We start from the raw sequence: 26,861 nt of genomic DNA on the forward strand, positions 1-26,861 counted from the left end.
ACACGCCTGGCGGTGAACTGACGGCTAAGCCGTCAAACTGATCCGAAGCGTCACTTCCTCTTGATGGCTTCGGCTGCGACTGCGAGCGCAATGACGACGCCGATGACGACGGCCTGCGTGAAGGGCGAGACACCGAGAAGGTTCAGGCCATTCCGAAGCACGCCGATAATCAGGACGCCGATGATGGTTCCCAGAATACCACCCTTGCCGCCGCTCAGGCTCGTTCCGCCAATCACGACGGCGGCGATCGTGTCGAGCTCGTAGGAAACGCCTGCAGTTGGCTGGACCGAGTCCAGACGCATCGCAAGCACCACGCCTGCCAGACCAGCAAGCAGGCCGGACACGACATAGACGCCGATCGTGTAGAGGTTGACATTGATGCCGGCGAGGCGGGCGACTTCCTGATTGCCACCGATCGCGTAGAGCGAACGTCCGCCGGATGTGTAGCGCAGATAGATCCAGCCGAGCACGAAGACGACCAGCATCACAGCAACGGTAAGGGTCAGGAAGCCGCCGTAGCGGGTGTAGGCGAGCAGACTGAACCAGGAAGGGAAGCCGACAATCTGCTGACCGTCAGTGATCATATTGGCCACGCCGCGTGCCACCGACATCATCGCCAGCGTGGCGATGAAGGCAGGCACCCCGAGCGCAGTGATCAATATGCCGGAGACCGCTCCTGTAGCAGCCGCGACGCCAAGGGCAAGAAGGATCCCTACAGGCAGGGGAAGTCCAACCTGGTTGGCAAGATAGCCCATCACCATCATCGTTAGCGCCAGGACAGACCCGACGGCCAGATCTATGCCGCCGATCATGATGACCATCGTCATGCCGACCGCCATGATGCCGAGCACAGTCACCTGGTCGAGGATGTTCAGCAGGTTGCGCGCCGACATGAACTTGTCGGTGGCAAACGAGAGGAAGACGCAAAGCAGGATCAGCCCGATCAATGGACCGGTCGTCCCCCTCAGTGCTGCCAGAGCACTCGCTCCAGCGCCGCGCTCCTGGTCTGTCGTTGATATCGACATCCATGCCTCCCATTCTGCTCCAGCAACGGTGCTGGTATAATTATTCATTGCTGTCTGTAAATTCGTAGCGCAGGCTTCCGGGGGCTGTCAACTGCCCCACGCATCCGGTCGATCAGAATTAATTTCGCCATTCCTGCTTGACAGACAAACGCCTCATGCAATTATATGAGCTACGGTATATTTATTCACTAAGAGGTTTCCATGCAGCCGAATGATCTCGACCGCATCGCAAGGCAGATCCGCCTCCGCGATCTTCAGGCGGTGTACGAAGCGGGAGCTGGCCATATCGGTGGCGAGATGTCAGCGATCGACATCCTGACGGCACTGTATTTTCAGGTCCTCACGATCTGGCCGGAACAGCCAAAGCATCCGGAGCGCGATCGTTTCGTGCTGTCGAAGGGGCATGTCGCACTGGCATTTTACGTGACGCTGGCGAAGCGTGGCTTCTTCCCCGAAGAGGAGATTTCAACATTCCTCAAGCCACATTCGCGTCTCAATGGGCATCCCAACTGCAACAAGGTGCCAGGGGTTGAAACCAATACCGGGCCTCTCGGTCATGGCCTGCCTGTGGCGGTTGGCATGGCAAAGGCAGCCAAGTTGACTGGCGCTGCCTACCGCACTTACGTTTTGACCGGCGACGGCGAAATGCAGGAAGGCTCCAACTGGGAAGCCATTTCCTCGGCCGCCCAGTTCGGTCTAGACAACCTGACCCTGATCATCGACCACAATCGTTTCCAGCAAGGTGCCGCCTTAAGCGACACCAATAACATGGCGCCCTTTGGCTCCAAGCTCCAGGCCTTCGGCTGGGACGTCACTGAAATCAACGGGAACGCCATGGCGGAAATCGTGCCGGCGCTGCAGCACCGCTCCAATCAGCCTCACTGCATCGTCGCCCATACGAACAAGGGCCACGGCATTTCGTTCATGCAGGACCGCGTCGATTGGCATCACAAGGTGCCGAACGCCGAACAATACAAAATTGCTCTGGCCGAACTCTCGGAGGTGCTGTGATGAACGCCGTAACTATGACCGAAAAACTGCATGACTGCCGGGATGCGTTCGTCTCAGTGCTTGAGCGCCTTGGCGCTGAGAACTCAAAGGTCGTTGCTGTCTGCAATGACTCCGTCGGCTCCTCGAAGCTCGGCGGGTTCAAGTCAAAATGGCCGGACCGGTTGGTGAATGTTGGCATTGCCGAACAGAACATGGTCGGCGTCGGTGCTGGCCTCGCCAATGGCGGCCTATTGCCTTTCGTCTGTGGTGCGTCCTGCTTCCTGACCGGTCGCTCGCTTGAGCAGGTCAAGGCCGACATCGCCTATTCGAATGCCAATGTGAAGCTTGTCGGCATCTCCTCTGGCATGGCCTATGGTGAACTGGGTCCGACGCATCATTCGATCGAGGATTTTGCCTGGATGCGGGTGCTGCCTAATCTGCCCGTCATCGCACCCTGCGACTCCATCGAAACAGCAGCGGCTGTTGAATGGGCTGCCTGCTACGAAGGGCCGGTGTTCCTGCGCCTCTCGCGCGTGGGGGTGCCTGACCTGTTGCCTCAGGGCCATGTCTTCGAGCCCGGCAAGGCCAATCTTTTGCGCGACGGCGATGCCGTCACCCTAATCGCCAACGGCACCCTGACCCACCGCGCCATGAAGGCCGCCGCGATCCTCGCCACCCGTGGCATCGAGGCACGCGTGCTCAACATGGCGACCGTTCGCCCAATCGATGTCGACAGCGTTATAGCTGCAGCCCGTGACACCGGCGCCATTCTCACGGCCGAAGAACATTCGGTCTATGGTGGGCTCGGCTCCGCGATCGCCGAGGTCATCGTCGCAGAAGCGCCGGTTCCGATGAAAATCCTCGGCGTTCCCGGTATCTTTGCGCCTACCGGATCAGCGGAATTCCTGCTCGACGAATTCGGCATGGCACCGGAGGCCATGGCAAACGCTGCCGAAGAACTGCTGGCGCGCAAACGCGGGCGCAGCTAACGGCTAATACTCTCCAGGATGTCGCCGCACGCAGCACGGCGGCATCTGACCGCTTTCGGAGCCCTACATGATCACCGCCATTCTTGCCATCGACCAGGGGACCACCAACTCCAAGGCCGTAATTGTCTCGAGCGATGGTATCATCATGGCGCGCGGGGCATCGCCTGTCGGCATCGCGCATCCGCAGCCCGGCTGGGTGGAGCAAAGCGCTGACCGCGTCTGGACATCGGTGCTGGAAGCGATTGCCGCCTGCCTGGTCAATGCACCGCCGGTGTCCATCGCCGGGATTGCCATTTCCAACCAGCGCGAGTCCGTGACCATCTGGGACGGCGAAACCGGTGAGCCGCTCGGCCCTGTTGTGAGCTGGCAGTGCCGCCGCAGCGCGCCGGTCTGCGCCGAGCTGAATGCGGCCGGGCATTCCGCCCGGGTCGAGGCTTTGACCGGCCTTCCGATCGATCCGATGTTTCCCGGACCCAAGATGAAATGGCTCCTCGACCGCGCACCTGTGGGAAGGCCGATCCGCCTTGGTACGATTGACGCCTGGCTGATCCACCGCCTGAGCGGCGGTCGGGTTCATGCCTGCGATGCGTCGAATGCGGCCCGCAGCCAGCTGCTCGATCTCAACAGGATGGAGTGGAGCGACGAGCTTTCAGTCCTTTTCGGTGTGCCAAAGGCCTTTCTTCCGGAGGTTCGCGATAGCGCTTCGCGGTTCGGTGAGACCCTTGGTGTCCCCGGTCTGCCGGATGGGATACCGATTGCCGCGGCAATCGGCGACAGCCACGCAGCCCTCTTCGGTCATGGCGCCTTCGGGCCCGGCGATGGAAAGGTCACCTTCGGGACCGGTTCGTCGATCATGACGACACTGCCGCATTTCATCGCGCCGCAAAACGGCATCACCACGACAGTTGCATGGTCGCTCGGCGGCACTCCGACCTATGCCTTCGAGGGCAATATCCTTGTCTCTGCCGCATCGTTGCCATGGATGGTGGAGATCCTCGGTCTGCCAGATGTTCAAGCGCTGGTTGACCTTGCGAGCACAGCGGAGCCGGAGGGGCCGGGCTTCGTGCCGGCCTTTGTCGGTCTCGGCGCCCCCCATTGGCATGCCGATGCACGCGCCCTGTTTTCCGGGATCACGTTCAACACGACACGGGCGCAGATGGCGCGGGCCGTCACCGACTCCATCGCTTTCCAGGTCCATGATGTCTTCAAGGCCATGGCCGCACAGTCCCCGGCGCCGCTGGGCCGCCTTTTCGTTGACGGTGGGCCGAGTAAGAACAGCTTCCTGATGCAGTGCGTGGCCGATGCTCTCGCCCATCCGGTCATCCAATGCGATGCCGCCGAAGCCTCGGCACTCGGCGCCGCCTATCTCGCGGGCCTAACCCTCGGCCTTTGGGACAGTCCTGACGCGATCAAGGCCCTGCCGCGTAAGACGGCGACACTCGATGCAAAAGAGAGCGACGTCAGCAGGCGTCTGATGACCTGGCAGGATGCAATCTTCCGCTCGACCGTTTCACCGACTTCATCTATGGGTGAATAAAAATTCACCCACCGGAGGGGTTTATGGGACGTCTCAACGAGCTTCGACTTATCGCCCGGGTCGCGCAGATGTATCACGCCGAGGGCAAGCGGCAGGCCGAGATCGCCGAGATCATGCATATGTCTCAGGCGACCGTTTCCCGCATGCTGAAGCGAGCAGAGATGGAGGGGATTGTCAGAACGACGATTATTCCCCCGCCCGGCACCTTTGCCGACCTGGAAATGGCGCTGCGTGATCGTTACGGCCTCACAGAGGCGATCGTTATCGACTGTTCGGAAGACCGCGATGGCGCGATCATGGCCCGCATAGGCGAGGCGGCTGCGCACTTCGTCGAAGTCACCCTGCAGCAGGATGAAATCATCGGGGTGTCCAGTTGGAGCCAGACCATTCTACGCATGGTCGACAACATTCATCCGCTAAAGACGGGGAGAGCCAAATACATCGTCCAGATCTTAGGCGGCATGGGCGAGGCCACGGTTCAGACCCATGCCACCCAGCTCACTGCAAGGCTTGCAAAGCTTACCGGCGGTGAGCCGCGCCTGCTGCTTGTCCAGGGCATCACCTCGTCGCGGGAGGCAAAGCTCGTCATGCTGGCTGACCCGGTTGTGAGGGGCACGATGGATCTATTTGGCCGTCTGACGCTTGCCATCATCGGTATTGGCGCCGTTGAGCCGTCTGAACTGTTGGCTCGCTCCGGCAACGTCTTCTCGCGCCAGGAAATGGCAATGTTGCACGACGCGGGAGCAGTCGGTGAAATCTCGTTCCGCTTTTATGACCGTGACGGTAAGCCGGTCGAAACACCGCTCAACGAGCGGGTCATTGGGATCTCGCTAGAAGACCTTCGCAAGGCCGACAGGGTGATGGCGCTTGCTGGCGGAGAATCGAAAACCGAAGCGATCGCCGGTGCCCTCAGAATGGGAATCATCGACGTCCTCGTGACGGACAAGTTCACAGCGGCTCGTCTGACGGCCTGACGCCCGCTGCTGGGCGGACTGTCGGATTGGCTGCATATAGGAGGAGTAGGACTATGCAGCGTTTTTCCGGCCAAACCGTCTTCGTGACCGGTGGCAACAAGGGTATTGGACTGGGCATTGCCCGCCGCTTTGCCGAAGAGGGCGCCAAGGTCGCAATCGCAGCGATTGAGCCTGACACAAGAGACGTCGCCTTGCGGCTTGCAGAAGAGACGGGCGCCGAAACGCTTGGCCTGCAACTCGACGTCACCAATGCTTCCGCCGTGCGCGCGGCCTATGCCGAAGCAGAGGGGCGTCTCGGGCCCCTGAGCATCTCGGTCCAGAATGCCGGCGTCATCACAATCGCCAAAGTCGAGGATCTCAGCGAGCGCGAGTGGGACCTCAACCTCGACGTCAACACCAAGGGCGTTTTCCTCTGCTGTCAGGAAGCCGTGGCCCGTTTCCGCGCCAGCGGTACGAAGGGGCGCCTGATCAACACTGCCTCCGGGCAGGCACGCCAAGGCTTCATCTACACCCCTCACTATGCCGCCTCGAAGTTCGGCGTAGTGGGACTGACCCAGAGCCTTGCCAAGGAACTCGCCAGAGAAGGCATCACCGTCAATGCGATATGCCCTGGCATCATCCACACCGAGATGTGGGACTACAATGATCGTGTATGGGGCAAGATGCTGGGCGATTACGGCCCGGGCGAACTGATGGCCGAATGGGTCGAAGGCATTCCGATGGGCCGTGCTGGAACACCCGCCGAAGTCGGCGCTCTCGTCGCGTTCCTGGCATCAGCCGATGCGGTATACATTACGGGACAGACAATCAACGTGGACGGCGGATTGATTATGTCGTGAGGCAGTAGCAAGGGTCGCGGCTTTCACTGGGCTTGAAGTGCATTGGTGCGAACTTAAGCCGCTACAATGGCCCTCTCGCCTCCATGGCAATCATGAAACAGATCGCATGGATCGCTCAAAGTGGGGGTGTTCGCGATGTGTCGACCTAAGAATTTTCCCCGCGCCTCCGCCTTGAACAGATTCGAACCAATGACCCTTAATCGAAGTCCTGACCGTCCCAAGGATTGATAACTTTCAATCCAGCTGCCTTGAACGGGCTTGTGTCCCTCGTCGCCACCACGAGACCCTTCTCTGCAGCTGTAGCCGCAATCAATCCATCGGCCATACCGATGGCTTTACCAGATACTCGCGCGCCTGCCATTAGTTCAGAATAAAACCGCGATGCGCCTACGGTGAAGGGCAGAATACGCTCAACGAAATGCGGTAGGACTTCATCCTCAAGACGGGTGTGTAGGATGGCTTGACGCCGCCCGGCAGGCATTGATGCGATCCCAAACCTAAGCTCCGCAACTGATATCGCCGAGATAAAGAGCGTTTCGATTGCCTGTGCATCCAACCAAGCTACTACCTGTGCAGCCGGAGCCGGCTTCCAAGGCTCTGATATCACGTTAGTGTCTATCAAGATCATTCGAAAGTCATTGGTTCAGCTGGCACCTTTTCGCGCTGTTGCAGCGATTCAACATCGCTCTCGGACAAGTCGGCCTGTCGCCCGATATCCACAAGCAATGTCCCAAGCTTTACGCGCTGAGAGGGCCGAACAGCAGCCTCGAGGATGGCCCGAATTTCCGCCTCAGTGCTCCGGCCATGATGAGTTGCTCTCACACGCAACGCACGGTGGGTTTCATCAGAAAGATTGCGAATGGTAACCGCCGGCATCTTTATGACCTCATTAAGCCAACAATAATGATATCATTTTAGTTCACATGATATCGTCTTTCAAGTGACTCGCGGGGAAGCAGGAAGAGAAACCAGAGCCGACCTTCTCCCCCACGAAGGGACGAAACTGCGAGCTGCTTTTCAGTAGGCTTGCGGCGTCATGCCGGAAATTTACCCAATCGGCTTTTCTGCCAGTTGCATTTTTTGAGTTATAGCCAGCCTTTCTATAACTCAAAAACAGCTTCGGGGCGACCGAAGCGAAGAGTAGATCACTTAGATAATCCCCCACGCACGAAACCTCCCCCTCCCCGTCATCTCGCGAAGACCAAGCTCCTGCACGATGCGCCGCGCTCCTTGCGGCGTCACCTTGAGCGTCTTCGCCACCATGCCGGCGGAGATCAGCGGTCGGGCCATAGCGAGCTCCACGAGCTCCGGCAGCCTCGATGACGTCCGGCGTCCCTCAAGTTTGCGCATAATCATCTGCCGCGCCAGCACCAGGCGATCATGCTCCTTCAGCCCCGTCTCCGCGGCAATCACCAACGCCCTTGAAATCGCCAGCAACCGCGTCTCGCGATCAGGATGCCGGCGCCGATCGACGGGAATGGCCTTCAGCCCGAGATTGATCGCCACGAGATGAGTGCCGGTGGTCACACAGCCTTCGCGCAGGATCGAGGCGGCCAGCAGCCGGCCGAGCCAGGGCGCGTGCTGGAGTACGGCGATTTCATTCCAGGCGTCGAGCGCCACGATGGCCAGCAGAACCGGCGGCAAATCCTGGGCACGCGTCAAGACGGCCCGCCACTCCTCAAGCCGTTCGTCCTCATCCCAATCGAGATCGTAGACGAAGGGATCCCTCTCCGGAGCGTTTTTGGCGCGCACCGGCTTCTTGGCCTCTTCGATCGCAGCACCGGATCGGGCGAGTACCGCGTCGATTGCGGCAAACGCATCACTCAGACCGTCGGTATCAGGATCTTCGGCCTCCCCTACCCCAGCCCGAGTGTCGCTCACCTCAACATTGCCATGCGGCACCCCCTCCCCGTCTCCACCCGATGATGCTGCAGGCCACGCCTGCCCCCGGAGCGAGGCGAGGCCCTGAGCAGAGAGAGCCCAACTGGATGGATGGGCGGCGATGCGACGGCGGGTTTTCAGGATGTCGCGGGCGATGGTGAGTTCGTGGGTGGGTGCACGGATATCTCGAAGCGCGTCATGCAGGACGAGGTCCTCGAGATGGACAAGTTCACCGTCGACCCAGAGCGAGGCATGTGCATCGAGGAAATGCGAGCGCTCGAGAAAGCCCTCGCCGACGGGAGAGCGGCCAATGCGCTCGTCAAGACGGGCAAGAGTGACCGCTGCCTCGGAGATCGGCCGCAGCAGGCTCTGGATGGGCAATCTGGCGAGATCGTAAGACATTGAATTTATGGTAAATGATTCGTTAAGCGAAAGCTATATGGGTATTACGGTTCTGTACATTGCATAAATGAGGCTGGGGTCCCTGACCTCCGATAAGTAACCCTTATCGGAGGTCAGACGTACAAACCGGTTGTACGCGTTTACCTTCAGTGGTAATTTGCCGTCGAAGCGAAGACAGGAGACCGTGTTGCCCCAGACGCACTACAAGATCAGCGAGGCGCGCAAGAACTTCGCCGAGGTTCTCGACCGCGCCAATCAGGGCGAAGAGATCATCATCATGCGCGGCAATGAGATCTATGCCCGTATTGGTCCGGCTGATCCCGCCGGCAAGAGACCTTTCGGACTGCTGGCGCGGCGGGGTCTGCCGGACGACCTGTTTGACGAGCATGATCCTGAACAGACCGAAATCGACGCCGGCGACTGGAACGACGACGTCGGAATCTTCCAAGGTGAAGCGGTCAACGGTGACAAGCGCTCGTGAAGCTTCTTCTTGATAGCCATGCGGTCTATTGGTGGACGATCGGTAGTGCGCGACTTTCACCAAATGCACGCTACCTAATCGAGGACAAGAGCAACACGGTTCTCGTCAGCGCCGTCTCATTTTATGAACTGGACAACAAGATGCGGCTGAAGAAGCTTGATCTCAAACCGCAAGAGTTGCGCGCCGCTATCAGCTCCAGCGGCTTCCAGACACTGGCCATCAGTGACTTGCATGCAGAACTTGCGGCGGCTTTCGACTGGGAACACCGGGATCCCTGGGACCGGATCCTTGCCGCGCAGACACGGCTAGAGCATTGCGCACTCATCTCGACGGACGTGGTGTTCGATGCCGTGCTGCAAGACAGGGTCTGGTAAGGAGAAAGCTGTGAAAATACTCGTTAACGTAACGGAAGCGGCAACGCGGCTTGAGGAATTGATTGAACTGTCACTGCGTGGCGATGAGATCGTAATCTGCCGAGACGAGAGACCGGTCGCAATGCTCACACCGATTGCGCGGAATATCGATCCTTTTCACGAGTTCCTTGCTCTGGCAGAGGAGGGCCGTAAAAACGTGCCGTCTGGCACAACCTCCGACCATTCCGATTTTTACGATGAACACGGCTTGCCCAAATGAGTGCGGTTGATCGCCGGATCCAGAACCTCGATACTATCGCCGCAGTGCTGCCGATGGAGCGGCGCGACGAACTGGCGGAACTTCTAACCGACCAGGATGTCGAGACGCTGCGCCATCTGGTCAACCAGGGCATGGGCGAAAACACCCTGCGAGCCCTGACGTCTGATCTTGCCTATCTACAGGCTTGGTCGCTTGCTGCCACCGGCCGATCGCTCCCTTGGCCAGCGCCGGAAGCACTGCTTCTCAAGTTCGTCGCGCACCATCTCTGGGATGCCGAAAAGCGCCTAATGGATCTGGATCACGGCATGCCAGCTGACGTCGAGCAAAAGCTCCGCATTCAAGGACTGCTTCGATCGCCCGGCCCGCATGCGCCTGACACCGTGCGTCGGCGTCTTGCCACCTGGTCGACGCTGACGAAATGGCGTGGGCTGGACGGCTTTTTCAGTTCTCCTGCCCTCCAGTCCGCAATCCGTCTAGCCGTGCGTGCGACACCGCGGCCAAGGAAGCGGAAAAGCGCCAAGGCCGTCACAGGGGATATTCTGTCGAGGCTGCTCGCTACCTGCATGACGGGAAACCTAAGTGATATCAGAGACCGGGCTATCCTGATGGTGACCTTTGCCTCGGGCGGCCGCCGCCGCAGCGAAATCGCCAGCCTCAGGGTCGAGCAGCTGCAGCCGGAAGAGGCGATCCAGCCCGACGGGAGCCCTCCCCTGCTCTCTCTTTCCATTCATCTCGGTCGCACCAAGACCAGCGGCGCCGACAATGATGAAGTGGTCTATCTCAGCGGTCGACCGGTTGATGCACTAAACACCTGGCTTGCGGCGTCGAATATCGACAAGGGCAGTATCTTCCGGGCGATTGATCGGTGGGGGAATGTTTCGCGCCGTCCGCTCGACCCCAAGGCCATCAATGATATCGTCAAGCAGCGGGCGAAACTGGCCGGGCTCAATCCGGAGGAGTTTTCAGCCCATGGCCTCCGCTCGGGCTACCTCACTGAGGCTGCCAACCGCGGGATACCGTTATCTGAGGCTATGGAGCAGTCCCGTCACCGATCTGTCCAGCAGGCCTCTAGCTACTACAACAATGCTCAGAGACGCAGCGGTCGTGCGAGTCGAATTCTCGACTAACAGATCTTATGCATGCGAGTCACCAAATCATCATTTGAGAAGCTGGAGCCGAGTCGGCCAGCGTCATCAAGCTGCCATAGGCAGCAGTTCTCACGGTATCACGTCCGGCGCACTTGGCGGCGTAAAGCGCCTGATCTCCGATTTCCAGCAAGCCTGAGGGGTCACCGATCGACCCTCGTTCCAGTGTCGAAACCCCGATCGAGACCGTTATTCGTCCTTTGTCAGAAGACAGATGCGGGATATCCAGCTCCCGAACAGATTGGACGATCCTGTCTGCGGTCTTGCGCCCCACTGTTTCCGCGGCTCCTGGTATGATGACCGCGAACTCTTCCCCGCCGTAGCGCGCAACCAGGTCGACACCACCCCGACAAGACGCCTGAAGGGCTGTGGCCAAAGCTCTCAGAACGTCATCACCTGCGGGATGCCCATAGGTGTCGTTGTAAGCTTTGAAATGGTCGACATCGATCATTAGAAGCGAGAGCGGCTCGTGTGAGCGCTCGGCTGTTTCGACTGCGGCGTCTAGCCGCTCATTGAAGCATCGCCGATTGGCCAGCCCCGTCAGTCCGTCCTTGTTAGCTAGCCCCTCCAGCTGCTCAATCGCCGCCTTCTTCTCCGTAATGTCGGCATAGAGTGTGACCCAACCTCCATCCGGTAGAGCGCTGGTTGTCTTCGACACCCACCGCCCACTGCTCAACAACAATTCTGATGCCTCGGCCGAGGCACTGCGCTGGACCTCATCTTCGACCCAATCCGCCGGTGTAACATCCTGAGGGATCGCGATCTCCCCTTTCAGGATACCGGCGCTCAGGATCTCGGCCAGTGTTTGACCGTAGCAGCTCTGTGCGTCCACATATGGAAAAAGCGATGTATACCGCTTGTTCCAGACGGTAAGCCGGCCAACCTGATCGAACATCGCTAGACCATCGGCCATCTCGTTCATAGCAGTCTGGAGCAGGGCTTGGGTTGCCGCCAGTTCCGACTGTAACGCTCGTTGCGCCGTCACATCCTGAATAACTCCGATCAGACGCGCTGGTTTGCCAGCGAAGTACTCGATCTCAGCCAGAGTTCGAACCCATAGCTTCTTCCCGCCTGCCGCGATAAATTCGCAATTGTAGTCGAAAGGCTCGCCGGTGGACAGAGTTCGCTCGATGCGCGAGAGTATTTCATGGCGCGCCTGCCCCGGATAGGCATCTAATGCGCGACCCAGATCCAGCGGCTCCCCCTGGGGAAGATTATAGATCTCGAACACGGCATCCGACCAAGTCGCTTGCATCGAGGGCAGCTCAATCGTCCACCCACCGATAGAGGCCATGGTCTCGATCTGCGACAGCAGCTTGTTCTTGGTTTCAGTCAACGCCCTTGCTGCAGCAAGCTCACGCTCGCGATTGCGCCTGGCGGAAGCAGGATAGATGACAAAGGTCATTCTTGATCCATGCCGCTTTGCACTGACCAGAACATCTAAGCAGGCAGTACCTGCCAGTTGCAGCGCTACTTCTGCGAACTCGCCGTTCAGATGCAGAAGATGTCGGAGTTGGGTCTCAAAAAACGTTCTCGAGATCGGGCTGAGCAGCGCCTGAATGGGCTGTCCGGCCAGCTCGTCCAGTCCGGAAATGCCGAGCATATTGCACAAGAACTGGTTGGCACGAGTAATTCCGCCCAAGAGGTCGGTTTCGACCAATCCTACTGGTGCGGTGTCTTCGATCGATACTTGGGACATGGTGTCAAGCCGCATTGAGCTTTAGCCTTCCTCGCGAGCGAAGGTAGCGCGTTATTGCATGAACGGTCTCTTCCGGCGCACTGACATGAGGACAGTGCCCTTGGGCCTGAAGCTTCACCAAGCCGGAGCTGGGCAGTGCTTCGTGGAGATGAGCAACGGCCGACCGAGGTGCGATCGTGTCGTCAGTACACTCGAGGAGCAAGCAATCCGGCCTGACTGAGGACAGGAAGCTGCGGCAATCCGACATGAACGTGAGATACCCGAAATGCTTTGCCGCCGGCTCATTCCATCGGCAAAAGCTCTGTGACAACTCGCTCGCCAGTCCGGGTCGATAAGGATTGCTCATGATGATTGGAGCAACGACGTCGGCCCAGTTGGAGAAGTTGCTTCCCATCAACTCCAGTAGCCCGTCCAGCTGTTGTCGGTCAAAACCGCCGCGGTACGCTCCGTCATTCCAATAACAGGCAGAAGGTGTAATCAGCACCATGCTGTCAAACAGGTCCGGTTTCTTGACAGCTGCTATCACTCCAATCATCGCGCTCACCGAGTGTCCGACGAAGGTGATCGAGCGCGCGTCCAGCTCTTCGCAGACATCAATCAGGTCGCATGCATATCCCTCTAAACCAGCATGTCGGCGGGACGGCTGAAAGTGAGACAAATCCGAGTGTCCCGCTCCCGTGGTATCAAATGCGACGGTTTTGGTCATCGCCGAGACGGCCGGCCGTACCTTTTGCCAGACGTTTTGGTCGCATCCATATCCGTGGGCGAAAACCACAAGATCATCACCGGTACCTTCAATGGACACGGCATGACGCTTAAGAGCGTTTTGGGATGTTGTCATCGTGATGCCATTAAATTGAAGTTTCCCGCGCCAGGATGTGGCTTTTTCGCAATCGAGCGTAGAGGGTATCGAAGGAGGGTTTGAAAGAGATTAATTCGCGACCGTCCCAGCTTCCGTGCGATGGCACGAATGCCACTGCCCCGAGCGCATTCCAAAGCAATTTCCTCACGTTCCCGGAAAGTCAGGTTGCGGCCCGTGAGTGGCGCCGCTGCAGGCGAAAGATGTGTGGGAGGCATGCCACCTGAACTCCGAAACCACCGGATACCAACAGGGCCGGAAACGCCGTCTTCGACGGCTGCTTCTTCACTCGACAGACCTGCCGACACTCCTTGCCAGAACCGGCACAGGTTTTGACGCTGCCACACCGGTGGTCGACCTGGCGAGGACAATTTGCGCCGCGTTGATCGCTCCGACTTCCGTCTTCCCGTCACCATAAACACCTCCAAGTTTGGGGTGTTGCGGCGACCGGTTGAATCTGCCCTGGCTTCCCTGATCGGAATGATGCAGTAGCGCGTCTGGTTTTCCTCGACGCCAGATTGCCATGATCAGCGCATCTGTGACGAGTTGGGCCCTCATGTTGGCATTCATCGACCAGCCGACAACACGGCGTGAGAACAGGTCAATGACGGCCGCGACATACAGCCAGCCTTCTGCTGTCCAGATATAGGTGAAGTCGGCCACCCATTTCTGGTTCGGTCGCTCTGCCATGAACTGACGGTCCAGCACGTTCGGCATGATTACGGCAGGGTCACCGGCATCTTTCGGCAAGCCACGCCGTCGCGGCCTGGCCCTGAGCGCATTCAAGCGCATCAGCCGCTCGATACAATGGAGGCCACAGGATAATCCTTGTTCCAGCACGTCATGCCATACGCGGCGAGCACCATAAGTGCGGTCGCTCGATTTGAAGCTCTGCCTGATCTTGTCCAGCAGAACCTCATCATAGCGAGCGCGTTCACTCGCAGAACGATTGAGCCAGGCATGGAAACCTGAACGAGAAACCCCTAGCGCTTCGCAGAGCCATGCCACCGGCCAGATCGAACGGTGCTTTGCAATGAACGCGAACCTCATATCACGTCCCTGGCAAAGTAGGCTGCGGCCTTAAGAAACACAATCTCCAGCAGTCATGGATGCCAGCTCATAGCCCATGGACCGGGCCCGCCGCTGTAGGTTGGCCATGACGCGGCTACGATGCCGTTCATCGTAGGCCGCAGCGCCTGGATCGCGATAGGCCATCCCAACTCGCAAGGTATTGTAGAACAGGACTGCAATCTTCCGCGCCGTCGCCGTCACTGCCTTCTGCTTACCGATGCGCCCGGCCAGCCGTCGATAAAACGCGCCGAGGGCGGTGCCACTTCGCCCGATCGTGGTAGCAGCCAACCGCAACAATGCTGCCGCTCGACTGGACGAGCGACGGGTTCGGGATGACAGCACTTTGCCGCCGGAGATCTTGTTGCCGGGTGCGAGGCAGAGCCACGATGTGAAGTGCTTGGCGGAGGGCCATGCCCTCAGGTCCGTTCCGCATTCGCCGATGAGCTTTAGCGCAAGCGAGGAGCCCAGGCCGTGAATCTGGGTCAAATCTGTCCGGGTGAGACCGTAGAGTGCAGCTCGCACATCGAAGGACGGTGCATTCGTCTGTTTGGTCTTCGTCCGGACCTGTGGTAGTCGCGGGAGCGGCTTCAGGGTCCACGGTCATGGACGCAATTGTTGCCTCAAGCTTGCGGTCGCATTCGAGCATCTTCGCCTGGTAAAAGTCGTAAAGCTCCAGTGACTGGGAAAGGGCAAACACGTGCTCATCACGATCGTTGCCGATCAGGGATGCTCTGATTGTTTCGACCGACGAGTGGCAGCGAACATCACGCAACGATGCCAGAACGTCGGGATCGCGCTCGCCGGAGACGATAGCACGGATGATCTTCATGCCCGTCACGCCTGTGATGTCGGAGACAACATGGTGGAGCTGTAAGTTCATCTCCATCAAAGCCTTCTGCATGTGCTGGATGTGAGCCGCCGCATACTCGACCAGCCGTTCTCGCTGGCGCAGGTAAGCACGCAGCGTTGCGACCTGTGCGTTCGGCCGAAAGCTCCCGCGCAGCAAGCCATAGGAATGCAACTGGCGAAGCCATGCCGCGTCGCTGACGTCGGTCTTCCTGCCAGGGACGTTCTTCGCATAACGCGCATTGACCAGGATCACCTCGAAGCCGTGCTGCTCCAGAATTTCGTAAGCCGGTATCCAGTAGACGCCGGTCGACTCCATCGCCACGCTGGTGACACCGCAGGATCTGAACCAGGCGGCAAGATCATGCAAATCGTGGGTGAAGGTCCCGAATGAGCGGATTGGCATCTCGGCACAATCTGGATTGACCGCGGCCATATGCATCGTGGACCCGATGTCGATGGCCGCCGCTCCAGGGTTCATGCGGGTCAGGTTCTGCGGCATGGATGAACTTGTCTTTGGCATGGCTTCTCCTCCTTTGGATCGGGAGGGGCTGGGCCGAGCAAGTTCGTCATTTTCCTAACCGGGATCGCCGCCGAAACAGCGTCACCACTCTCAAGTCCGCAACAGCCCATGTGCCACGTTTTTTAACGGGGTCGATCACCTCCAATAAGCAGTCGGCAACTCCCCTCCGGTGGGCAGCGTAACACAGCCTGTTTCTACCGCGCACAGGCGGACCGAAGCCCGTGATCGTTTTTTAGGATGTCGCGCTCCGCCTTCAACTTGGCGACTTCACGACAGAGCCGATCAATCTCAAGCTGCTCTGGCTTCATCTGGCCTTTTCCAGGAAAGGACTGGCTGGGATCGTCGCCGTATTCGCGAACCCATTTGCGCAACACATTCTCGTGGACATCAAGGTCACGGGCCGCCTGGGCAACAGCGACCCCACGCTCCTTGACCAACTTTACCGCCTCAAGCTTGTACTCGCGGCTGAACTTTCTTCGTTGCATTCATGCTCTCCGGTTTCAGGAGGAACACCTTAACTCGGTGTCCATGAAACCGGCAGCAGGCCAGTTCCCGGCATCTAAGCCGAAGTCAGGCAGAAATTCCACTCATCCGATCTGTGCAGATTTCCCGAGCCAGCTCTTTAATCATATTTTCATGATACCTTCCTAATTTTGTGGGCTGTTTTCGTGGGGTAAGCTGATGATTGGCGCTTGGTTTAGGGACAAGCATGGGGGAGTGGCAATCGAGTTTTCGATCTTGGCCATTCCGTTTTTCGCGATGATCTTTGCGATCATTGAAGTCGGCTATCACGCGCTGATCCAGTCGGAACTAGACAGAGCGACGACAACAATCGCCCAGCATATCTCCTCCTTCGCGCATGCCGAACCGACGTCTTCAGACTACTTAGCGAAAGGTCCATGCAAGGACTATGTCGGGTCAGTGCTGGACTGCACGAAGCTTCGGCTTGGCGCGACGGAAGTTGAAGGGCGGATGGTCGACTTTCGAAACATGATAATCGGGTCATCAGTTTGGTCACTCGGCTGTGCAGGCGACACGGTCATCATAGAGCTGACTTATCCCTACACCGAACTGGTTAGCCCGATCGTCATAGCTGACGTCGTGAACGACAACGGAGGCGAATACTACCGCAGCCGAGCAGTCATTCGTCGAGAGCCGATGTTTGCAGGAGGCTCCGAATGCTGAAACCGCTGCTCAAGCTATGGTCCGATAATAAGGGCGTAGCGGCGATTGAGTTTGCCATCATCTTCCCGCTGTTTCTCGTCCTGTTGTTTGGAACGATCGAACTCGTCAACTACAACATGCAGTCAAGGCGAGCAGCCATGGCTGCAAACTTCGCGGCCGAATACATCAGCCGTGATGGCGATGGCGTCATGCAAGTGTCCGAGAGACATATCGTCGAAGACATCTGGATGATTATGAACCCGACGGCGCAAGCAGCAACCCAGGTCAAACCCGGAAACTGGGCGAACGGCTACAGTCGGGCACTATCGTCGGTGCGTTTCGAAAAAAAGCCCGGCTGCTCGAGCGACTGTCCCTATGAGCCGAAAGTGGTTTGGAGTTTTCTCTACCAGGATAACGTCAAATCGCCGGTCTACATGCAGTGCGATGTTGCGGTCGTATCCAATGAAACCAAACTGAACGGAGGCGTGATCCGCCAAGGCGCAACAGGACGGGTACCAATCGTCATTGCGGATTTCACTTATCCCTATCGACCACTGCTCGAAGGCTGGCTCCTACCAAGCGTGGAGCTCCATGTCAGCGCTTCAAGGCGCACAAGAAGCGGAACGGTACTGGAACATGCGAGCGATGATTTTGTGACGAGGTGTCCGGCATGATGAAGCGTCTCCTTAGTGACAGAAGCGGGAATTTTGCTATTCTTTCCGCCATCGTCATGCCAGCGCTGATTTTTGTCGCAGGCCTTGGCGTGGACTACGGATTAGCGGTGGATTCACACCAGCGGCTCAAAGCTGCGGCCGACGCAGCAGCACTAGCGGCCGTCGCCGAAGCACAAGAGGCTTTCGTTCAGCAGGAGAAAGTTGACCTCAAGGAACTCATCAAGTCTTCAGGCGAGGCATTTTTCCGCGCAAATGTCGGAAACACCCTGTTTGCAGAGCTCGACAGTGTTGAGGTCGAGCCCAAGATCAATAAAAGCGAATTGAGCGCCACAATCAACTATACGGCGACCTATCCGACGAAGCTACTGAGCGTTTTTGGACACAAGACCATCCCGATCGGCAATCGTGGCAGAGCCATCGTCAACCTGCGCTCCTATGTCAACATCAATTTCCTAATCGACGTTTCCGCCTCAATGGGCATCGGTGCCACGGATGCCGATCAAGAAAAGGTTGCTTCAGTGCTCAACTGTGCCTTTTCGTGCCATATCGGCCAATCAAGGGGTAGTTCCTCCTATGATAAAGCTCGGGCTGCAGGCGCAGATATGCGGATCGATGTTGTCCGGTCCGCAGCAATGTCCGCCATCGATACGAGTACCAGCACGTCACAATTCAACGATCAAGTCACCTTCGGCATTTACACGTTCAGCAACGAAATAAACACCGTCGTGCCGCAGGGCGATCAACGTGGATCAAATGGCTCGTACCTCAAGTCGAAATTGCGAGACGAGGTCCAAATGGCAATAACCTTGGGCGGGACGAACATCGAAAATGCGCTCAAGCAACTCAGCGATACTCTACCAGAAAGCGGGTCTGGTCTGCGACCCGACGATCGTCGGCAATATGTGATCGTGCTAACTGACGGGGTAGAAAGCGGGCAAGCGTGGACTGCCGCAATGAACTGGTTCCTACATCAGTCGACACAGGTCAACACGCCGCAACAGGCCTATGCGAAGCATGAGGTGAACTACGCCCTCAACACCAAGGCCTGCCAGTCACTGAAGAACAAGGAAATAGACATATACTTCATCTACATGGAATATCTCGAACCGAAGTTCGGCAAGATTAGCGATCACGACAAGAAGCGTTTTGGCTTCGTTACAGATAGTCTGTTTCCGATCATCCCCAAACGCTTCCAGGACTGTGCCGCCGATCCCACGCATGTCATGAAGGCGACGACTCCTAAGGAGATCGAGGATACTTTCATTACAATCGTCAAGGGCCTGTCGGCACCCTTGCGTCTATACTGACGCCACGTCTCATAGGGTATCGATTTGTTCAGCGCGCTTGTGAGGACAAGAGCATCAAAAGATGGTCCAGTCCCTTTGGCAGGATCAAGATTCGGCTTGATCGGAGACTGCACTTCTAACGCTTATAACGATAAGCGCGCGCCTATCGAAACTTCAAAAGGCTAATGGGGCATAAGGCGATGCAACATTGCCCGTCCAACCGCTCTCGACAAGCCTGTCAAAGCCTAAACGCGTCTCCATAGCGCGCGGTGAAGCGCTCTGCGAGATTGATGAGTTCCGTTTCAAACTCACCAGTGTTGATGGCTTTTTGCCTGAGCAGCAGCGTCTCAAAAGCACGAAAGGGATCCGGCCGCCCACCGCTCTCAACGGTCTGCAGAAACATTTCAACCTGCCGTATCACGTGGCTTTGCGCCAAGTGATAAGCTGTCACATAAAACAGACTGCGTGGGTCGCTCGCAATTGCTTGTCCGATTGCAAGCAGCTTTGGCAGTTCGGTCAAGGGAACCGATTTGATCTGGCAGATCGATGCAGCACCGTCCATTGCCTCCAATTGATCATAAATGCCAAGCTTGTCGATCCCGATCATGCGCCCGCCGATGTCAAAGACAGGAAGTACCGGATAAAGCCTGCAAACAGTTGTTCTAGCATCGTGCCGACACGCGCAAATAGCCTCTTTGATAACAAGGCTTTCGATCATAAGCCGATGGTCGCCAAATCTGAATTCAACGCAACGATGACTGTGTTCGGCGAAGCTATCAATCAGACCGCTTTCAATGAGGAACTCATGCTCTCCCGGAAGAAGCGGTAACTCTTGGGCAGACATCCTGCCGATCAGCTTGAATCGTGCCTTGTGCCGACCGAACGTACAGCAATGTGCGTCGCCGCAAAGTTTCCAACAGTCTGATTGATAAATAAGATCGGTGTTATAGATCGCTTCGAAATTGGCCATCAGTGCCCCCTGCAACCTTTGTATGTGGATGTTTTGATTATTCGGATTAGCGAAACGCACAAAGTGCGTCGCAATCAATGTTACTGATGTGTTATCAGTGACTAACGGGTTGCAAAACAGGCTAAAGCATCAATGCAAAAGGTTTTGGAAGAGTAAAAAACTACACCAAAAGGAATCTGAGCAACGGCTTCTCGAGAAGGCTTTGCCAACTTACAGGAGCAATTTATGGTGTCCGCTGTGTTGAATAGCTTCGCCAGCCTCGTTGCCTTCCCGATGGAGCCGAGAAGCTATCAAAAACAGCGGTCACAGCAAACGCAGCATCTTGTCTCCGCGGAGCCAAGGCATGCAAGTCGCGACCGTCCTAGCTTCTACTGAATAAAAAGAACATTACTGTGGCAAGTCGATTTCCGTCGTGCAAGGCGAATACCTTGCTTGGACTTCTCCACTTCTTCAGCCCCGCAATGAGCGTGGCACTTGCGGTCTGGCCTCATCGCCCTGCCCGCTGTCAGTGGCTCTCGCTACCCCTCGTCCTGTTCCCATGCCTCCTGCCATGCCTCGCCTTGCACCACCTGTCGCCGAATAGACGCAAGGCCAAGACCAGGATGGCGACACATCCCGCCATCTGGTCAACGAAGGCCCAAAACTGCATGCTTACAATAGGCGCCGGCGCAAACGTCGATCATCTTTGAACATTCAAAGTCAGAGCGTCTTCGAACTAAACCCGCCTCCGTTTCGAGGCCCACTTCTGGCGAATACTTTTTGCTTACATCTACTCAGGCTAGCCGCCATGCAGATGACGGGTGTCTACATCTATGGACGAGATTGGGGCTGCACTACTCACTAACCATCCGATGCACATATAGAACTGAGCGCCTGCAGGCGGCTCAGGCTCTCTGAGAGACCCTCCTTCGCGGCTTTAGTGCGGTCACTCACGCCCAAACCGAAAACGGTCGATTTGCGCGCATTCTGATATTCGCGCAGCGCTCGGCGGACATCGTAAGCAGCTTGCGCTGTTTCGTCCGACGCGGAGCTGTTTGCCATAACCGCCTCGATATAAACGTCCACAACTACTGCAACCTTCCCGGTCGGGCTGAGGAAATCTGCCTCCAACGCGCGGCAGACTTCCTGGTAACTCGTTATCGACTCAAGAGCCCGGTCGATTGCAGGAAAAACGTGGGCGTGGTCGTCCATGAGATTTATGAATTCCAATGCGTTACGCGACGATTGCCGCCTGCGAAAGCGAGGCAGCAATCGTCGCCAAGGGGTTTTCCCATCGACTTGTCAGATCTGGCGATTCAGCCAACTCTTAAGGAGAGTAATATTAAACTCGTTCCGGCGGTAGTAGACGCTCGCGCCGGATTTCTGCGATGTCACCAAGCCCGCACGGTGAAGAATGCCAAGATGGGACGAAACGGCAGACTGGGAAAGGCCAGTCCGCTGAAAGCTACCGGCAGTTGCCCCACCGTCGCGCGTTAATGCAGATGGATCAAAATACTGCTCTGGCGTCTTCAACCAAGTCAGGAATTGTAATCTAGCCGGATGCGCGAGTGCTTTGAGAGCGTCGTGGTAGTCAAATATCATTCGCATCTTAAACCGCTTCTAGGTACCGACGAATTCCCGCTGACGGCGAACTCAGCGCCTTTCTTCGTATAGTGACGCTACATTTTAGTGCTTACCGATCAGTCGTCTCGGTGTTCACGCAGTTTGCAGCAACGCTTCCCTGGTGATTTCCGGCACTTTCTCGATCAGCTCGGAGATCTTGGCTTGCGAAAGTGGTCTCGACATCAGGAAGCCCTGGATCTCAGAGCAGTGGTCGGCCGTCAGCAGGGCGAGTTGTTCGTTTGTTTCGACACCTTCAGCCGTGACACTCAAACCGAGTGCCCGGCCAAGGCCGAGAATTGCTTGAACGATGGGCCGCGCACTCTCTCGCGTATCCAGATCGCTGATGAAACTCCGATCGATCTTGATGACGTCGAAGGGAAAATTCCTCAAATAGCTCAGGGAAGAGTAACCGGTACCAAAATCGTCCATGGCAAGTTTCACGCCCATAGCCTTCAACTCGTTGAGTACTTCAATCGCCCGTTCGGCATCTTCGAGCAAGACGCCCTCGGTAATCTCCAGTTCCAAAAGCTCACCGTTTAGACCAGAGCGCTGAAGACAATCCCTGACCTTGTCGACAAATCTTGAATCACGAAACTGCACTGGCGAGACGTTGACCGAAACGCCGATCCCAGACCAATTCGCGGCAGCTTCACATGCCGTGTCGAGGACCCAATCGCCGAGCGGCACGATCAAACCATTTTGTTCAGCCAACGGTATAAAGTCACAAGGCGGGATACGACCACGCTCCGGATGCGCCCAACGGACCAAGGCCTCGACACTCCGCATTTGACGGGCACGCGTATCAAATCGCGGCTGATACTCGAGGAAAAACTGACCAGCGGTCAGGCTGTGGCGCATGTCATCCGTCATCTTCCGCTGCAACATGATCTTTTCGTTCATCTCAGCGGCAAAGTAACTGAACTGGCCGCGTCCCGATTGCTTGGAGCGATAGAGAGCCGTATCGGCGGCACGCAGGAGCTCGTCTGGCGTTGTGCCGTCCATCGGCGCAATCGCCACACCAATCGACATGCCGACAGTCAATTCGCCGCTCTCATGGCGAATAGGGGTGGCGATCGTCTCGATAAGTTTCGTGCAAAATCGCTCGACCGTTTCGGCAGGCATCGCAGGGGCTGCGATCACAAATTCATCGCCACCAACGCGAGCGACCATCTGATCAGGACGAATGGCACGCCGCAAGCGATCGGCAACTGTTCCCAAGACCAGATCGCCGACGTGATGACCATGTGTGTCATTGATTGGTTTGAAGCGGTCCAGATCAATGTAGAATACAGTCATGCTCGACGCGGCGCTTACCAGCGCCGTTTCCATGAATGTGGTAAGCTTGGTCCGGTTCGGTAGAGAGGTCCCTGCATCGAGATGCGCTTGCCGTTTTGCATCCTCGAAAGCCTCAGCAAGTGCGACGTTTGATGTCACGTCCGTCGCGTATTTGATCACTTTGCGTGGGCAACCGTTCAGGTCGAGGATTGGATTGTATGAAGCCTGTATCCAGATCTCCTTGCCGTCTTTGCCGAGCCTTTTGTAAAGGCCTGCGTGATACTGTCCGCTGCGGAGACTGTCCCAGAACATGGAATACTCGACGCTCTTGGCGTAAGACTTCTCGACCAGCTCAGAGTGATGCTTGCCGATCAGGTCTCCACGTGCAAAGCCAAGGGCTGCGAGAAAGTTGTCGTTGGCCTCCAAGATGGTGCCATCAAGCGCAAGCTGTACGACCCCTTGCGACTTGTTGATGGCCTCGATCTGCCCCTCATAATCGGCTTGTCTCAGCCGTTCGGCGGTCACATCGACTGCGTATTTGACGATTTTGAATGGCCTTCCCTCCATATCGAGGATCGGATTGTAAGTTGCCTGCAGCCAGACCTGGCGACCATCCTTGCCAATGCGCTTATATTCACCCGCTTTATGTCGACCCAAGCCAAGATCACGCCAGAAACTGCGATATTCGTCAGAGGCCGCCGCATCGGCTGAGACAAACATGCTGTGATGTTGTCCGTAGACCTCGCCAAATCTGTAGCCGGTGAGTTCCAAAAAATTATCATTCGCATCGATGACAGTCCCATCAAGTGCAAACGAGATCACACATTGCGCCTGGTTGATTGCCGCAATCTGTCCCTGATATTCGGCCTGCAGAAGACGTTCTTCCGTTACAACCGAAGCGAACTTTACCACCTTGGAAGGCATTCCGTTGGCGTCAAAGATGGGATTATAGGTTGCCTGAAGCCAGATTTGGCGACCATCCTTGCCAACGCGCTTGTACAGACCTGATTGATGCTGCCCACGTCTCAATGCATGCCAGAACTGACTATAGGCCAAACCATGGGCCTCAGCGCCATCCACCAGAATACGGTGGTGCCGGCCTGCGATTTCCTCAAGGCTGAAGCCGACCGCGTCGAGGAACTTGTCGTTGGCATCAAGGATCGTGCCGTTCATTCCAAGCGTTACCACACAATTGGACTTGTGGATGGCATTGATCTGCCATTCATAATCCGCTTGTCGCAGTTTCTCAGCCGTCCGATCTGTGGCAATTTTCACGATCTTGATGGGACGACCGGCGAAATCAAGGACGGGGCTATAGACGGCTTGCAACCAGACATCCCGGCCAGACTTGTGGCGCCTGCGATACTCACCCGACTGATGCTCCCCTCGCCCCAGCGAAGCCCAGAAATCACGGTATTCCTGGTGACTGGAGAAGTCGGGATCGACAAAAATCGAATGGTGCCGCCCCAAAACCTCAGACAGCTCGTAACCCATAGCCTCTAAGAAGAGCGTATTGGCATCCAGCACGTGGCCATCGACAGAAAACTGGATCACGGCTTGAGAATTTCCGATCGCTTCAATCTGGCCAATCTCGTCTGCGATCTTCTCTTGCTGGTCAGTCAGATCCGAGATGATCTGCACAACCTCGAAATCGTCGTCAGAAGGTGTACCGATCGGCACAAGCGTCATGTCGAGCCAAAGCTCTTGGCCCGTCTTCGTCAACCAGAACCGCCCTTCACGATGGGTCTCTCCATCCAGGATTAGGTCCCAGGCGCTCGTCTGCAATAGTGGCGTAGCACCTGAACGTTCAAAGACCTCGGCACTCAAGCCAACAATGTCTTCGAGTTCATGTCCGAGCAAGCGGACGAAACGATAATTTGCCGATTTGATGCGTCCCCTGCGATCATAGCGGACAGTCGCAAAGAGCTGATTGAGCGCTCTGAGTTCGGCTGCAACCGCATTGTCGTATCGCCGTTCGTCCATTGCAAAGATGCCTTCAGAAACTCTCAGAACACATAGAAGCCAAGGTTTGAATGCGGGGACCTGCGTCGAGGACGCCCTTGATGCACTGATTAGACCTCGACGATGACATCAGCAACGCCACCAGAAGCGTAATCTTGGTGGAATTGGACACGCGTCGTGATCAAAAACCGATTCCCGTTAAACTAGCGCTCTAAAATCTAATTTTAATTTAAAATATGCGTCTAGAACGATAACTCTGACGAATACTGATAACCGGCCTTGCAGAGGTCGAAGCTCACCATGATTTCAAACAACGCAACACTGTCGGATCCTCTCATTTGTGAGACCGCGAGATCCGTACGCCCGAGAGTTAGCAACGTCGCTGCGGGGTGCTTTCCCGGGCTAAAGCTGCCGCACAAAAGCGTGCGGTCATATGCTTCTCGTTGTTCGCAGAAAAACCGAAGACTCGTAGCCGCCAAGCGGTGTGGCGAGGTGACCACCATCGTGTGAGTGAGTTGTGATGCTTCGAAGTTCAGACTTCCCCAATCCCGGTACGCTATCGATCGGCGCTTTACTGATAGTAGACCCGACGAAAGCATCCCACGATCACCTGACCTTCTCATAGTTGATGGGCCATGACGTGCTTCGTCTTCCTCTACATGCATCAAACGAACAATCGCGCCCGCCCTGCCCTGCCTGCTATTTGCGCCATTACCGCCGAAACCGTGCCAAATATGACAAGTTACAGTCAAGCCGAGCGCTTCTTTTCTTCCAGATTGTAACGCATCAAGGCCATTAGCATCGGACCGAGCGAAAACTCGCCACGCTCCGCCCGCCGCGTCAGATCCCTCAAGTAACCACCAGCCGAATTGATATGCCCTGCCCGTTCGAGGATCGCCGCAACCGCTGCTGCCGTATTTTCCGGCCCCATGGTTTCGCAGGCGTCCTGATAGGCTGACGGACTGATCCCCAACATCGACCGAACGACGACCGCGGCCTGCATCAGCTCGCGCCAGTTCCCAATCGCGCCCCCCGGACCATAGTCGATAATCTGTGGGCAGGCCTTCAACACCATAGCAAGAGGGAATGCCTTTATCGGCTCCCGCTTCGCTTTCAGCTCCAGGCTCGGGCTTTCGCCCTGCTCTCTTCTAGAGCTAGGTTCAAGTTCATTGAAGGATTCGGTATTTGAATTCTGTATATGACGCTCATTTTCAGCGCCATTGCCGCTCATATCTTGAGAAATAAGCTGCTTTTCCAAGAGGCTAGAAACCTCCAGGTGCAAGGCGGTGAGCTTCTGCAGGCAATCCTCGGCAAGCTGGATCGTCAGGCTTCGTGGCAGTCGGGACACAATGTCGATATATACCTCTTCAAGCGCATGCCAATCGCCAGCAGCACCTTCTTCGATCGCAGCGGTGATCAGCTTACGCAGATCACGTCTTGATATCGTGAGTGCCTCTTTCGCCAGCTGCAAACGCCGGCGATCCTCCACCACTTGTTGGGCCAATTGCGCAAGCTCGTCTCTGCGAGCAAGAAGCGGCGCCAACGAAAAGCCAAACGCATCTTCGACCCGCCCGTCACGTGCCTTGTGGGCGTAACGTTTGCCATTCGGGCTGTCCTTGCGCGAAATCAGCCCCGCATCGATAAGGAGTGCCAGGTGACGCCTGAGCGTGGCATCAGCCATACCATGCGCGCGAAGGCAAAGTTGCGCATTGGACGGGAAGACGATCAGACCAGCTTCTTCCGACAAATCGCTTTGCGGATAAAAGCTCAAAAGGGCGTCGAGAACCGTCAAGGCCCGATCCGGAATCCCAATCAAAAGGCGTGCCTCGCAAACATCACGAAACACCTTCCACTTGTCGGCAGTCCTGCCATCTTTAGTCCTAGCCGCCTCGAATTGACGGCTGACATGGGCGAGTTTGATCGATCCCCGCCCAAAGGGCGTGGTTATGGAATGCCTCTGCATTTTTCTTCACCTTCTTGAAGGCAAACGAAAACTGCTCACCAAAAACGGTGCCAAAGACTCTTGACTGAAAT

At 56.8% G+C, this 26,861-nt stretch carries 24 protein-coding genes and 4 pseudogenes; 12 read left to right on the plus strand and 16 right to left on the minus strand.

The window, feature by feature from the left end; all coding sequences use genetic code 11:
- Positions 1-50: 50 nt before the first annotated feature.
- Positions 51-1,025 (minus strand): ABC transporter permease, encoded by a 975-nt coding sequence (locus tag BW978_RS18385; RefSeq protein ID WP_076397277.1) that lies wholly within the window; start codon positions 1,023-1,025, stop codon positions 51-53.
- A 201-nt stretch (positions 1,026-1,226) separates the two neighbouring features.
- Between BW978_RS18385 and BW978_RS18390 the strand changes: the two genes are divergently transcribed.
- The 5 genes from BW978_RS18390 (at position 1,227) to BW978_RS18410 (ending at position 6,354) form a co-directional block, all read left to right on the plus strand.
- On the plus strand, positions 1,227-2,036 hold the full coding sequence (locus tag BW978_RS18390) for a transketolase (RefSeq protein ID WP_076397278.1): 810 nt from the start codon (positions 1,227-1,229) through the stop codon (positions 2,034-2,036).
- Positions 2,036-3,004 carry a transketolase family protein gene (locus tag BW978_RS18395; protein ID WP_076397279.1) on the plus strand — a complete coding sequence of 323 codons (969 nt, stop codon included), beginning with the start codon at positions 2,036-2,038 and terminating at the stop codon, positions 3,002-3,004. Before BW978_RS18390 ends, BW978_RS18395 begins: the two co-directional genes overlap by 1 nt.
- A 70-nt stretch (positions 3,005-3,074) precedes the next feature.
- On the plus strand, positions 3,075-4,541 hold the full coding sequence (locus BW978_RS18400; RefSeq protein WP_076397404.1) for an FGGY family carbohydrate kinase: 1,467 nt from the start codon (positions 3,075-3,077) through the stop codon (positions 4,539-4,541).
- 23 nt (positions 4,542-4,564) lie between these two features.
- On the plus strand, positions 4,565-5,515 hold the full coding sequence (locus BW978_RS18405) for a sugar-binding transcriptional regulator (protein WP_076397280.1): 951 nt from the start codon (positions 4,565-4,567) through the stop codon (positions 5,513-5,515).
- Positions 5,516-5,568: 53 nt separating this feature from the next.
- Positions 5,569-6,354 carry an SDR family NAD(P)-dependent oxidoreductase gene (locus BW978_RS18410; protein WP_076397281.1) on the plus strand — a complete coding sequence of 262 codons (786 nt, stop codon included), beginning with the start codon at positions 5,569-5,571 and terminating at the stop codon, positions 6,352-6,354.
- Positions 6,355-6,550: 196 nt separating this feature from the next.
- Here BW978_RS18410 and BW978_RS18415 read toward each other — a convergent pair whose 3' ends face one another.
- The 3 genes from BW978_RS18415 to BW978_RS18425 all read right to left on the minus strand — a co-directional run bounded on the left by BW978_RS18415 (position 6,551) and on the right by BW978_RS18425 (position 8,637).
- Entirely contained in the window at positions 6,551-6,982 is a 432-nt protein-coding gene (locus BW978_RS18415; protein WP_076397282.1) for a type II toxin-antitoxin system VapC family toxin, read from the minus strand.
- Positions 6,979-7,230, minus strand: a complete 252-nt coding sequence (locus tag BW978_RS18420; protein ID WP_076397283.1) for a FitA-like ribbon-helix-helix domain-containing protein — start codon at positions 7,228-7,230, stop codon at positions 6,979-6,981. The genes BW978_RS18415 and BW978_RS18420 overlap by 4 nt, the downstream gene beginning before the upstream one ends.
- A gap of 273 nt (positions 7,231-7,503) precedes the next feature.
- A complete protein-coding gene (locus tag BW978_RS18425) occupies positions 7,504-8,637 on the minus strand; it encodes an RHE_PE00001 family protein (protein ID WP_076397284.1) in 1,134 nt (377 codons plus the stop codon).
- A gap of 187 nt (positions 8,638-8,824) precedes the next feature.
- Between BW978_RS18425 and BW978_RS18430 the strand changes: the two genes are divergently transcribed.
- The 4 genes from BW978_RS18430 to BW978_RS18445 are packed head-to-tail and all read left to right on the plus strand — an operon-like array spanning position 8,825 to position 10,878.
- Entirely contained in the window at positions 8,825-9,118 is a 294-nt protein-coding gene (locus BW978_RS18430) for a type II toxin-antitoxin system Phd/YefM family antitoxin (RefSeq protein WP_076397285.1), read from the plus strand.
- On the plus strand, positions 9,115-9,492 hold the full coding sequence (locus BW978_RS18435; RefSeq protein ID WP_076397286.1) for a type II toxin-antitoxin system VapC family toxin: 378 nt from the start codon (positions 9,115-9,117) through the stop codon (positions 9,490-9,492). Before BW978_RS18430 ends, BW978_RS18435 begins: the two co-directional genes overlap by 4 nt.
- Before the next feature lie 10 nt (positions 9,493-9,502).
- Entirely contained in the window at positions 9,503-9,751 is a 249-nt protein-coding gene (locus BW978_RS18440; RefSeq protein ID WP_175616908.1) for a type II toxin-antitoxin system Phd/YefM family antitoxin, read from the plus strand.
- The gene (locus BW978_RS18445) at positions 9,748-10,878 is read left to right on the plus strand and encodes a site-specific integrase (RefSeq protein ID WP_076397288.1); all 1,131 of its coding nucleotides are present in this window, start codon (positions 9,748-9,750) and stop codon (positions 10,876-10,878) included. The genes BW978_RS18440 and BW978_RS18445 overlap by 4 nt, the downstream gene beginning before the upstream one ends.
- Positions 10,879-10,897: 19 nt before the next feature.
- Here the strand turns inward: BW978_RS18445 and BW978_RS18450 are convergent, their stop codons facing one another.
- From BW978_RS18450 to BW978_RS18475, 7 genes and pseudogenes are all read right to left on the minus strand, one after another.
- Positions 10,898-12,610 carry a sensor domain-containing diguanylate cyclase gene (locus BW978_RS18450; protein WP_076397289.1) on the minus strand — a complete coding sequence of 571 codons (1,713 nt, stop codon included), beginning with the start codon at positions 12,608-12,610 and terminating at the stop codon, positions 10,898-10,900.
- Positions 12,600-13,400 (minus strand): alpha/beta fold hydrolase, encoded by an 801-nt coding sequence (locus BW978_RS18455; protein ID WP_175616909.1) that lies wholly within the window; start codon positions 13,398-13,400, stop codon positions 12,600-12,602. The genes BW978_RS18450 and BW978_RS18455 overlap by 11 nt, the downstream gene beginning before the upstream one ends.
- 137 nt (positions 13,401-13,537) lie before the next feature.
- Positions 13,538-13,672, minus strand: a pseudogene (locus BW978_RS23815) (helix-turn-helix domain-containing protein); the annotation flags it as partial.
- 244 nt (positions 13,673-13,916) lie between these two features.
- Positions 13,917-14,534, minus strand: a pseudogene (locus BW978_RS18465) (IS3 family transposase); the annotation flags it as partial.
- Positions 14,535-15,047 carry a transposase gene (locus tag BW978_RS23820; protein ID WP_244552009.1) on the minus strand — a complete coding sequence of 171 codons (513 nt, stop codon included), beginning with the start codon at positions 15,045-15,047 and terminating at the stop codon, positions 14,535-14,537.
- Positions 15,048-15,189: 142 nt separating this feature from the next.
- Positions 15,190-15,894, minus strand: a pseudogene (locus BW978_RS23825) (IS110 family transposase); the annotation flags it as partial.
- A gap of 230 nt (positions 15,895-16,124) precedes the next feature.
- A pseudogene (locus tag BW978_RS18475) lies at positions 16,125-16,379 on the minus strand (transposase); the annotation flags it as partial.
- Positions 16,380-16,611: 232 nt separating this feature from the next.
- Here BW978_RS18475 and BW978_RS18480 point away from each other — a divergent pair.
- The 3 genes from BW978_RS18480 to BW978_RS18490 are packed head-to-tail and all read left to right on the plus strand — an operon-like array spanning position 16,612 to position 19,039.
- A complete protein-coding gene (locus tag BW978_RS18480) occupies positions 16,612-17,079 on the plus strand; it encodes a TadE/TadG family type IV pilus assembly protein (RefSeq protein ID WP_175616910.1) in 468 nt (155 codons plus the stop codon).
- Positions 17,073-17,732 (plus strand): TadE/TadG family type IV pilus assembly protein, encoded by a 660-nt coding sequence (locus BW978_RS18485; RefSeq protein ID WP_076397294.1) that lies wholly within the window; start codon positions 17,073-17,075, stop codon positions 17,730-17,732. Before BW978_RS18480 ends, BW978_RS18485 begins: the two co-directional genes overlap by 7 nt.
- On the plus strand, positions 17,729-19,039 hold the full coding sequence (locus tag BW978_RS18490; protein ID WP_076397295.1) for a TadE/TadG family type IV pilus assembly protein: 1,311 nt from the start codon (positions 17,729-17,731) through the stop codon (positions 19,037-19,039). The genes BW978_RS18485 and BW978_RS18490 overlap by 4 nt, the downstream gene beginning before the upstream one ends.
- Positions 19,040-19,256: 217 nt before the next feature.
- On the opposite strand, the gene BW978_RS23385 is transcribed toward BW978_RS18490, so the two are convergent.
- The 5 genes from BW978_RS23385 to repC form a co-directional block, all read right to left on the minus strand.
- Positions 19,257-19,988 carry a hypothetical protein gene (locus BW978_RS23385; RefSeq protein WP_139330596.1) on the minus strand — a complete coding sequence of 244 codons (732 nt, stop codon included), beginning with the start codon at positions 19,986-19,988 and terminating at the stop codon, positions 19,257-19,259.
- Between the two features lie 840 nt (positions 19,989-20,828).
- Positions 20,829-21,179, minus strand: a complete 351-nt coding sequence (locus BW978_RS18500; RefSeq protein WP_076397297.1) for a hypothetical protein — start codon at positions 21,177-21,179, stop codon at positions 20,829-20,831.
- A gap of 90 nt (positions 21,180-21,269) precedes the next feature.
- Positions 21,270-21,569, minus strand: a complete 300-nt coding sequence (locus tag BW978_RS18505) for an ArsR/SmtB family transcription factor (RefSeq protein ID WP_076397298.1) — start codon at positions 21,567-21,569, stop codon at positions 21,270-21,272.
- A 114-nt stretch (positions 21,570-21,683) separates the two neighbouring features.
- On the minus strand, positions 21,684-24,848 hold the full coding sequence (locus tag BW978_RS18510; RefSeq protein WP_076397299.1) for a bifunctional diguanylate cyclase/phosphodiesterase: 3,165 nt from the start codon (positions 24,846-24,848) through the stop codon (positions 21,684-21,686).
- A 727-nt stretch (positions 24,849-25,575) separates the two neighbouring features.
- Entirely contained in the window at positions 25,576-26,790 is a 1,215-nt protein-coding gene (gene repC / locus BW978_RS18515; protein ID WP_076397300.1) for a plasmid replication protein RepC, read from the minus strand.
- Positions 26,791-26,861: the final 71 nt, after the last annotated feature.

The organism is Rhizobium sp. RU33A (genome assembly GCF_900156055.1).
Taxonomy (GTDB): domain Bacteria; phylum Pseudomonadota; class Alphaproteobacteria; order Rhizobiales; family Rhizobiaceae; genus Allorhizobium.

Coding starts and splice junctions, on each gene's coding strand:
- BW978_RS18385 (WP_076397277.1), bottom strand. CDS start 1,025: ATGTCGATATCAACGACAGACCAGGAGCGCGGCGCTGGAGCGAGTGCT.
- BW978_RS18390 (WP_076397278.1), top strand. CDS start 1,227: ATGCAGCCGAATGATCTCGACCGCATCGCAAGGCAGATCCGCCTCCGC.
- BW978_RS18395 (WP_076397279.1), top strand. CDS start 2,036: ATGAACGCCGTAACTATGACCGAAAAACTGCATGACTGCCGGGATGCG.
- BW978_RS18405 (WP_076397280.1), top strand. CDS start 4,565: ATGGGACGTCTCAACGAGCTTCGACTTATCGCCCGGGTCGCGCAGATG.
- BW978_RS18410 (WP_076397281.1), top strand. CDS start 5,569: ATGCAGCGTTTTTCCGGCCAAACCGTCTTCGTGACCGGTGGCAACAAG.
- BW978_RS18415 (WP_076397282.1), bottom strand. CDS start 6,982: ATGATCTTGATAGACACTAACGTGATATCAGAGCCTTGGAAGCCGGCT.
- BW978_RS18420 (WP_076397283.1), bottom strand. CDS start 7,230: ATGCCGGCGGTTACCATTCGCAATCTTTCTGATGAAACCCACCGTGCG.
- BW978_RS18425 (WP_076397284.1), bottom strand. CDS start 8,637: ATGTCTTACGATCTCGCCAGATTGCCCATCCAGAGCCTGCTGCGGCCG.
- BW978_RS18445 (WP_076397288.1), top strand. CDS start 9,748: ATGAGTGCGGTTGATCGCCGGATCCAGAACCTCGATACTATCGCCGCA.
- BW978_RS18450 (WP_076397289.1), bottom strand. CDS start 12,610: ATGCGGCTTGACACCATGTCCCAAGTATCGATCGAAGACACCGCACCA.
- BW978_RS18485 (WP_076397294.1), top strand. CDS start 17,073: ATGCTGAAACCGCTGCTCAAGCTATGGTCCGATAATAAGGGCGTAGCG.
- BW978_RS18490 (WP_076397295.1), top strand. CDS start 17,729: ATGATGAAGCGTCTCCTTAGTGACAGAAGCGGGAATTTTGCTATTCTT.
- BW978_RS23385 (WP_139330596.1), bottom strand. CDS start 19,988: ATGGCCAATTTCGAAGCGATCTATAACACCGATCTTATTTATCAATCA.
- BW978_RS18500 (WP_076397297.1), bottom strand. CDS start 21,179: ATGGACGACCACGCCCACGTTTTTCCTGCAATCGACCGGGCTCTTGAG.
- BW978_RS18505 (WP_076397298.1), bottom strand. CDS start 21,569: ATGATATTTGACTACCACGACGCTCTCAAAGCACTCGCGCATCCGGCT.
- BW978_RS18510 (WP_076397299.1), bottom strand. CDS start 24,848: ATGGACGAACGGCGATACGACAATGCGGTTGCAGCCGAACTCAGAGCG.
- repC (WP_076397300.1), bottom strand. CDS start 26,790: ATGCAGAGGCATTCCATAACCACGCCCTTTGGGCGGGGATCGATCAAA.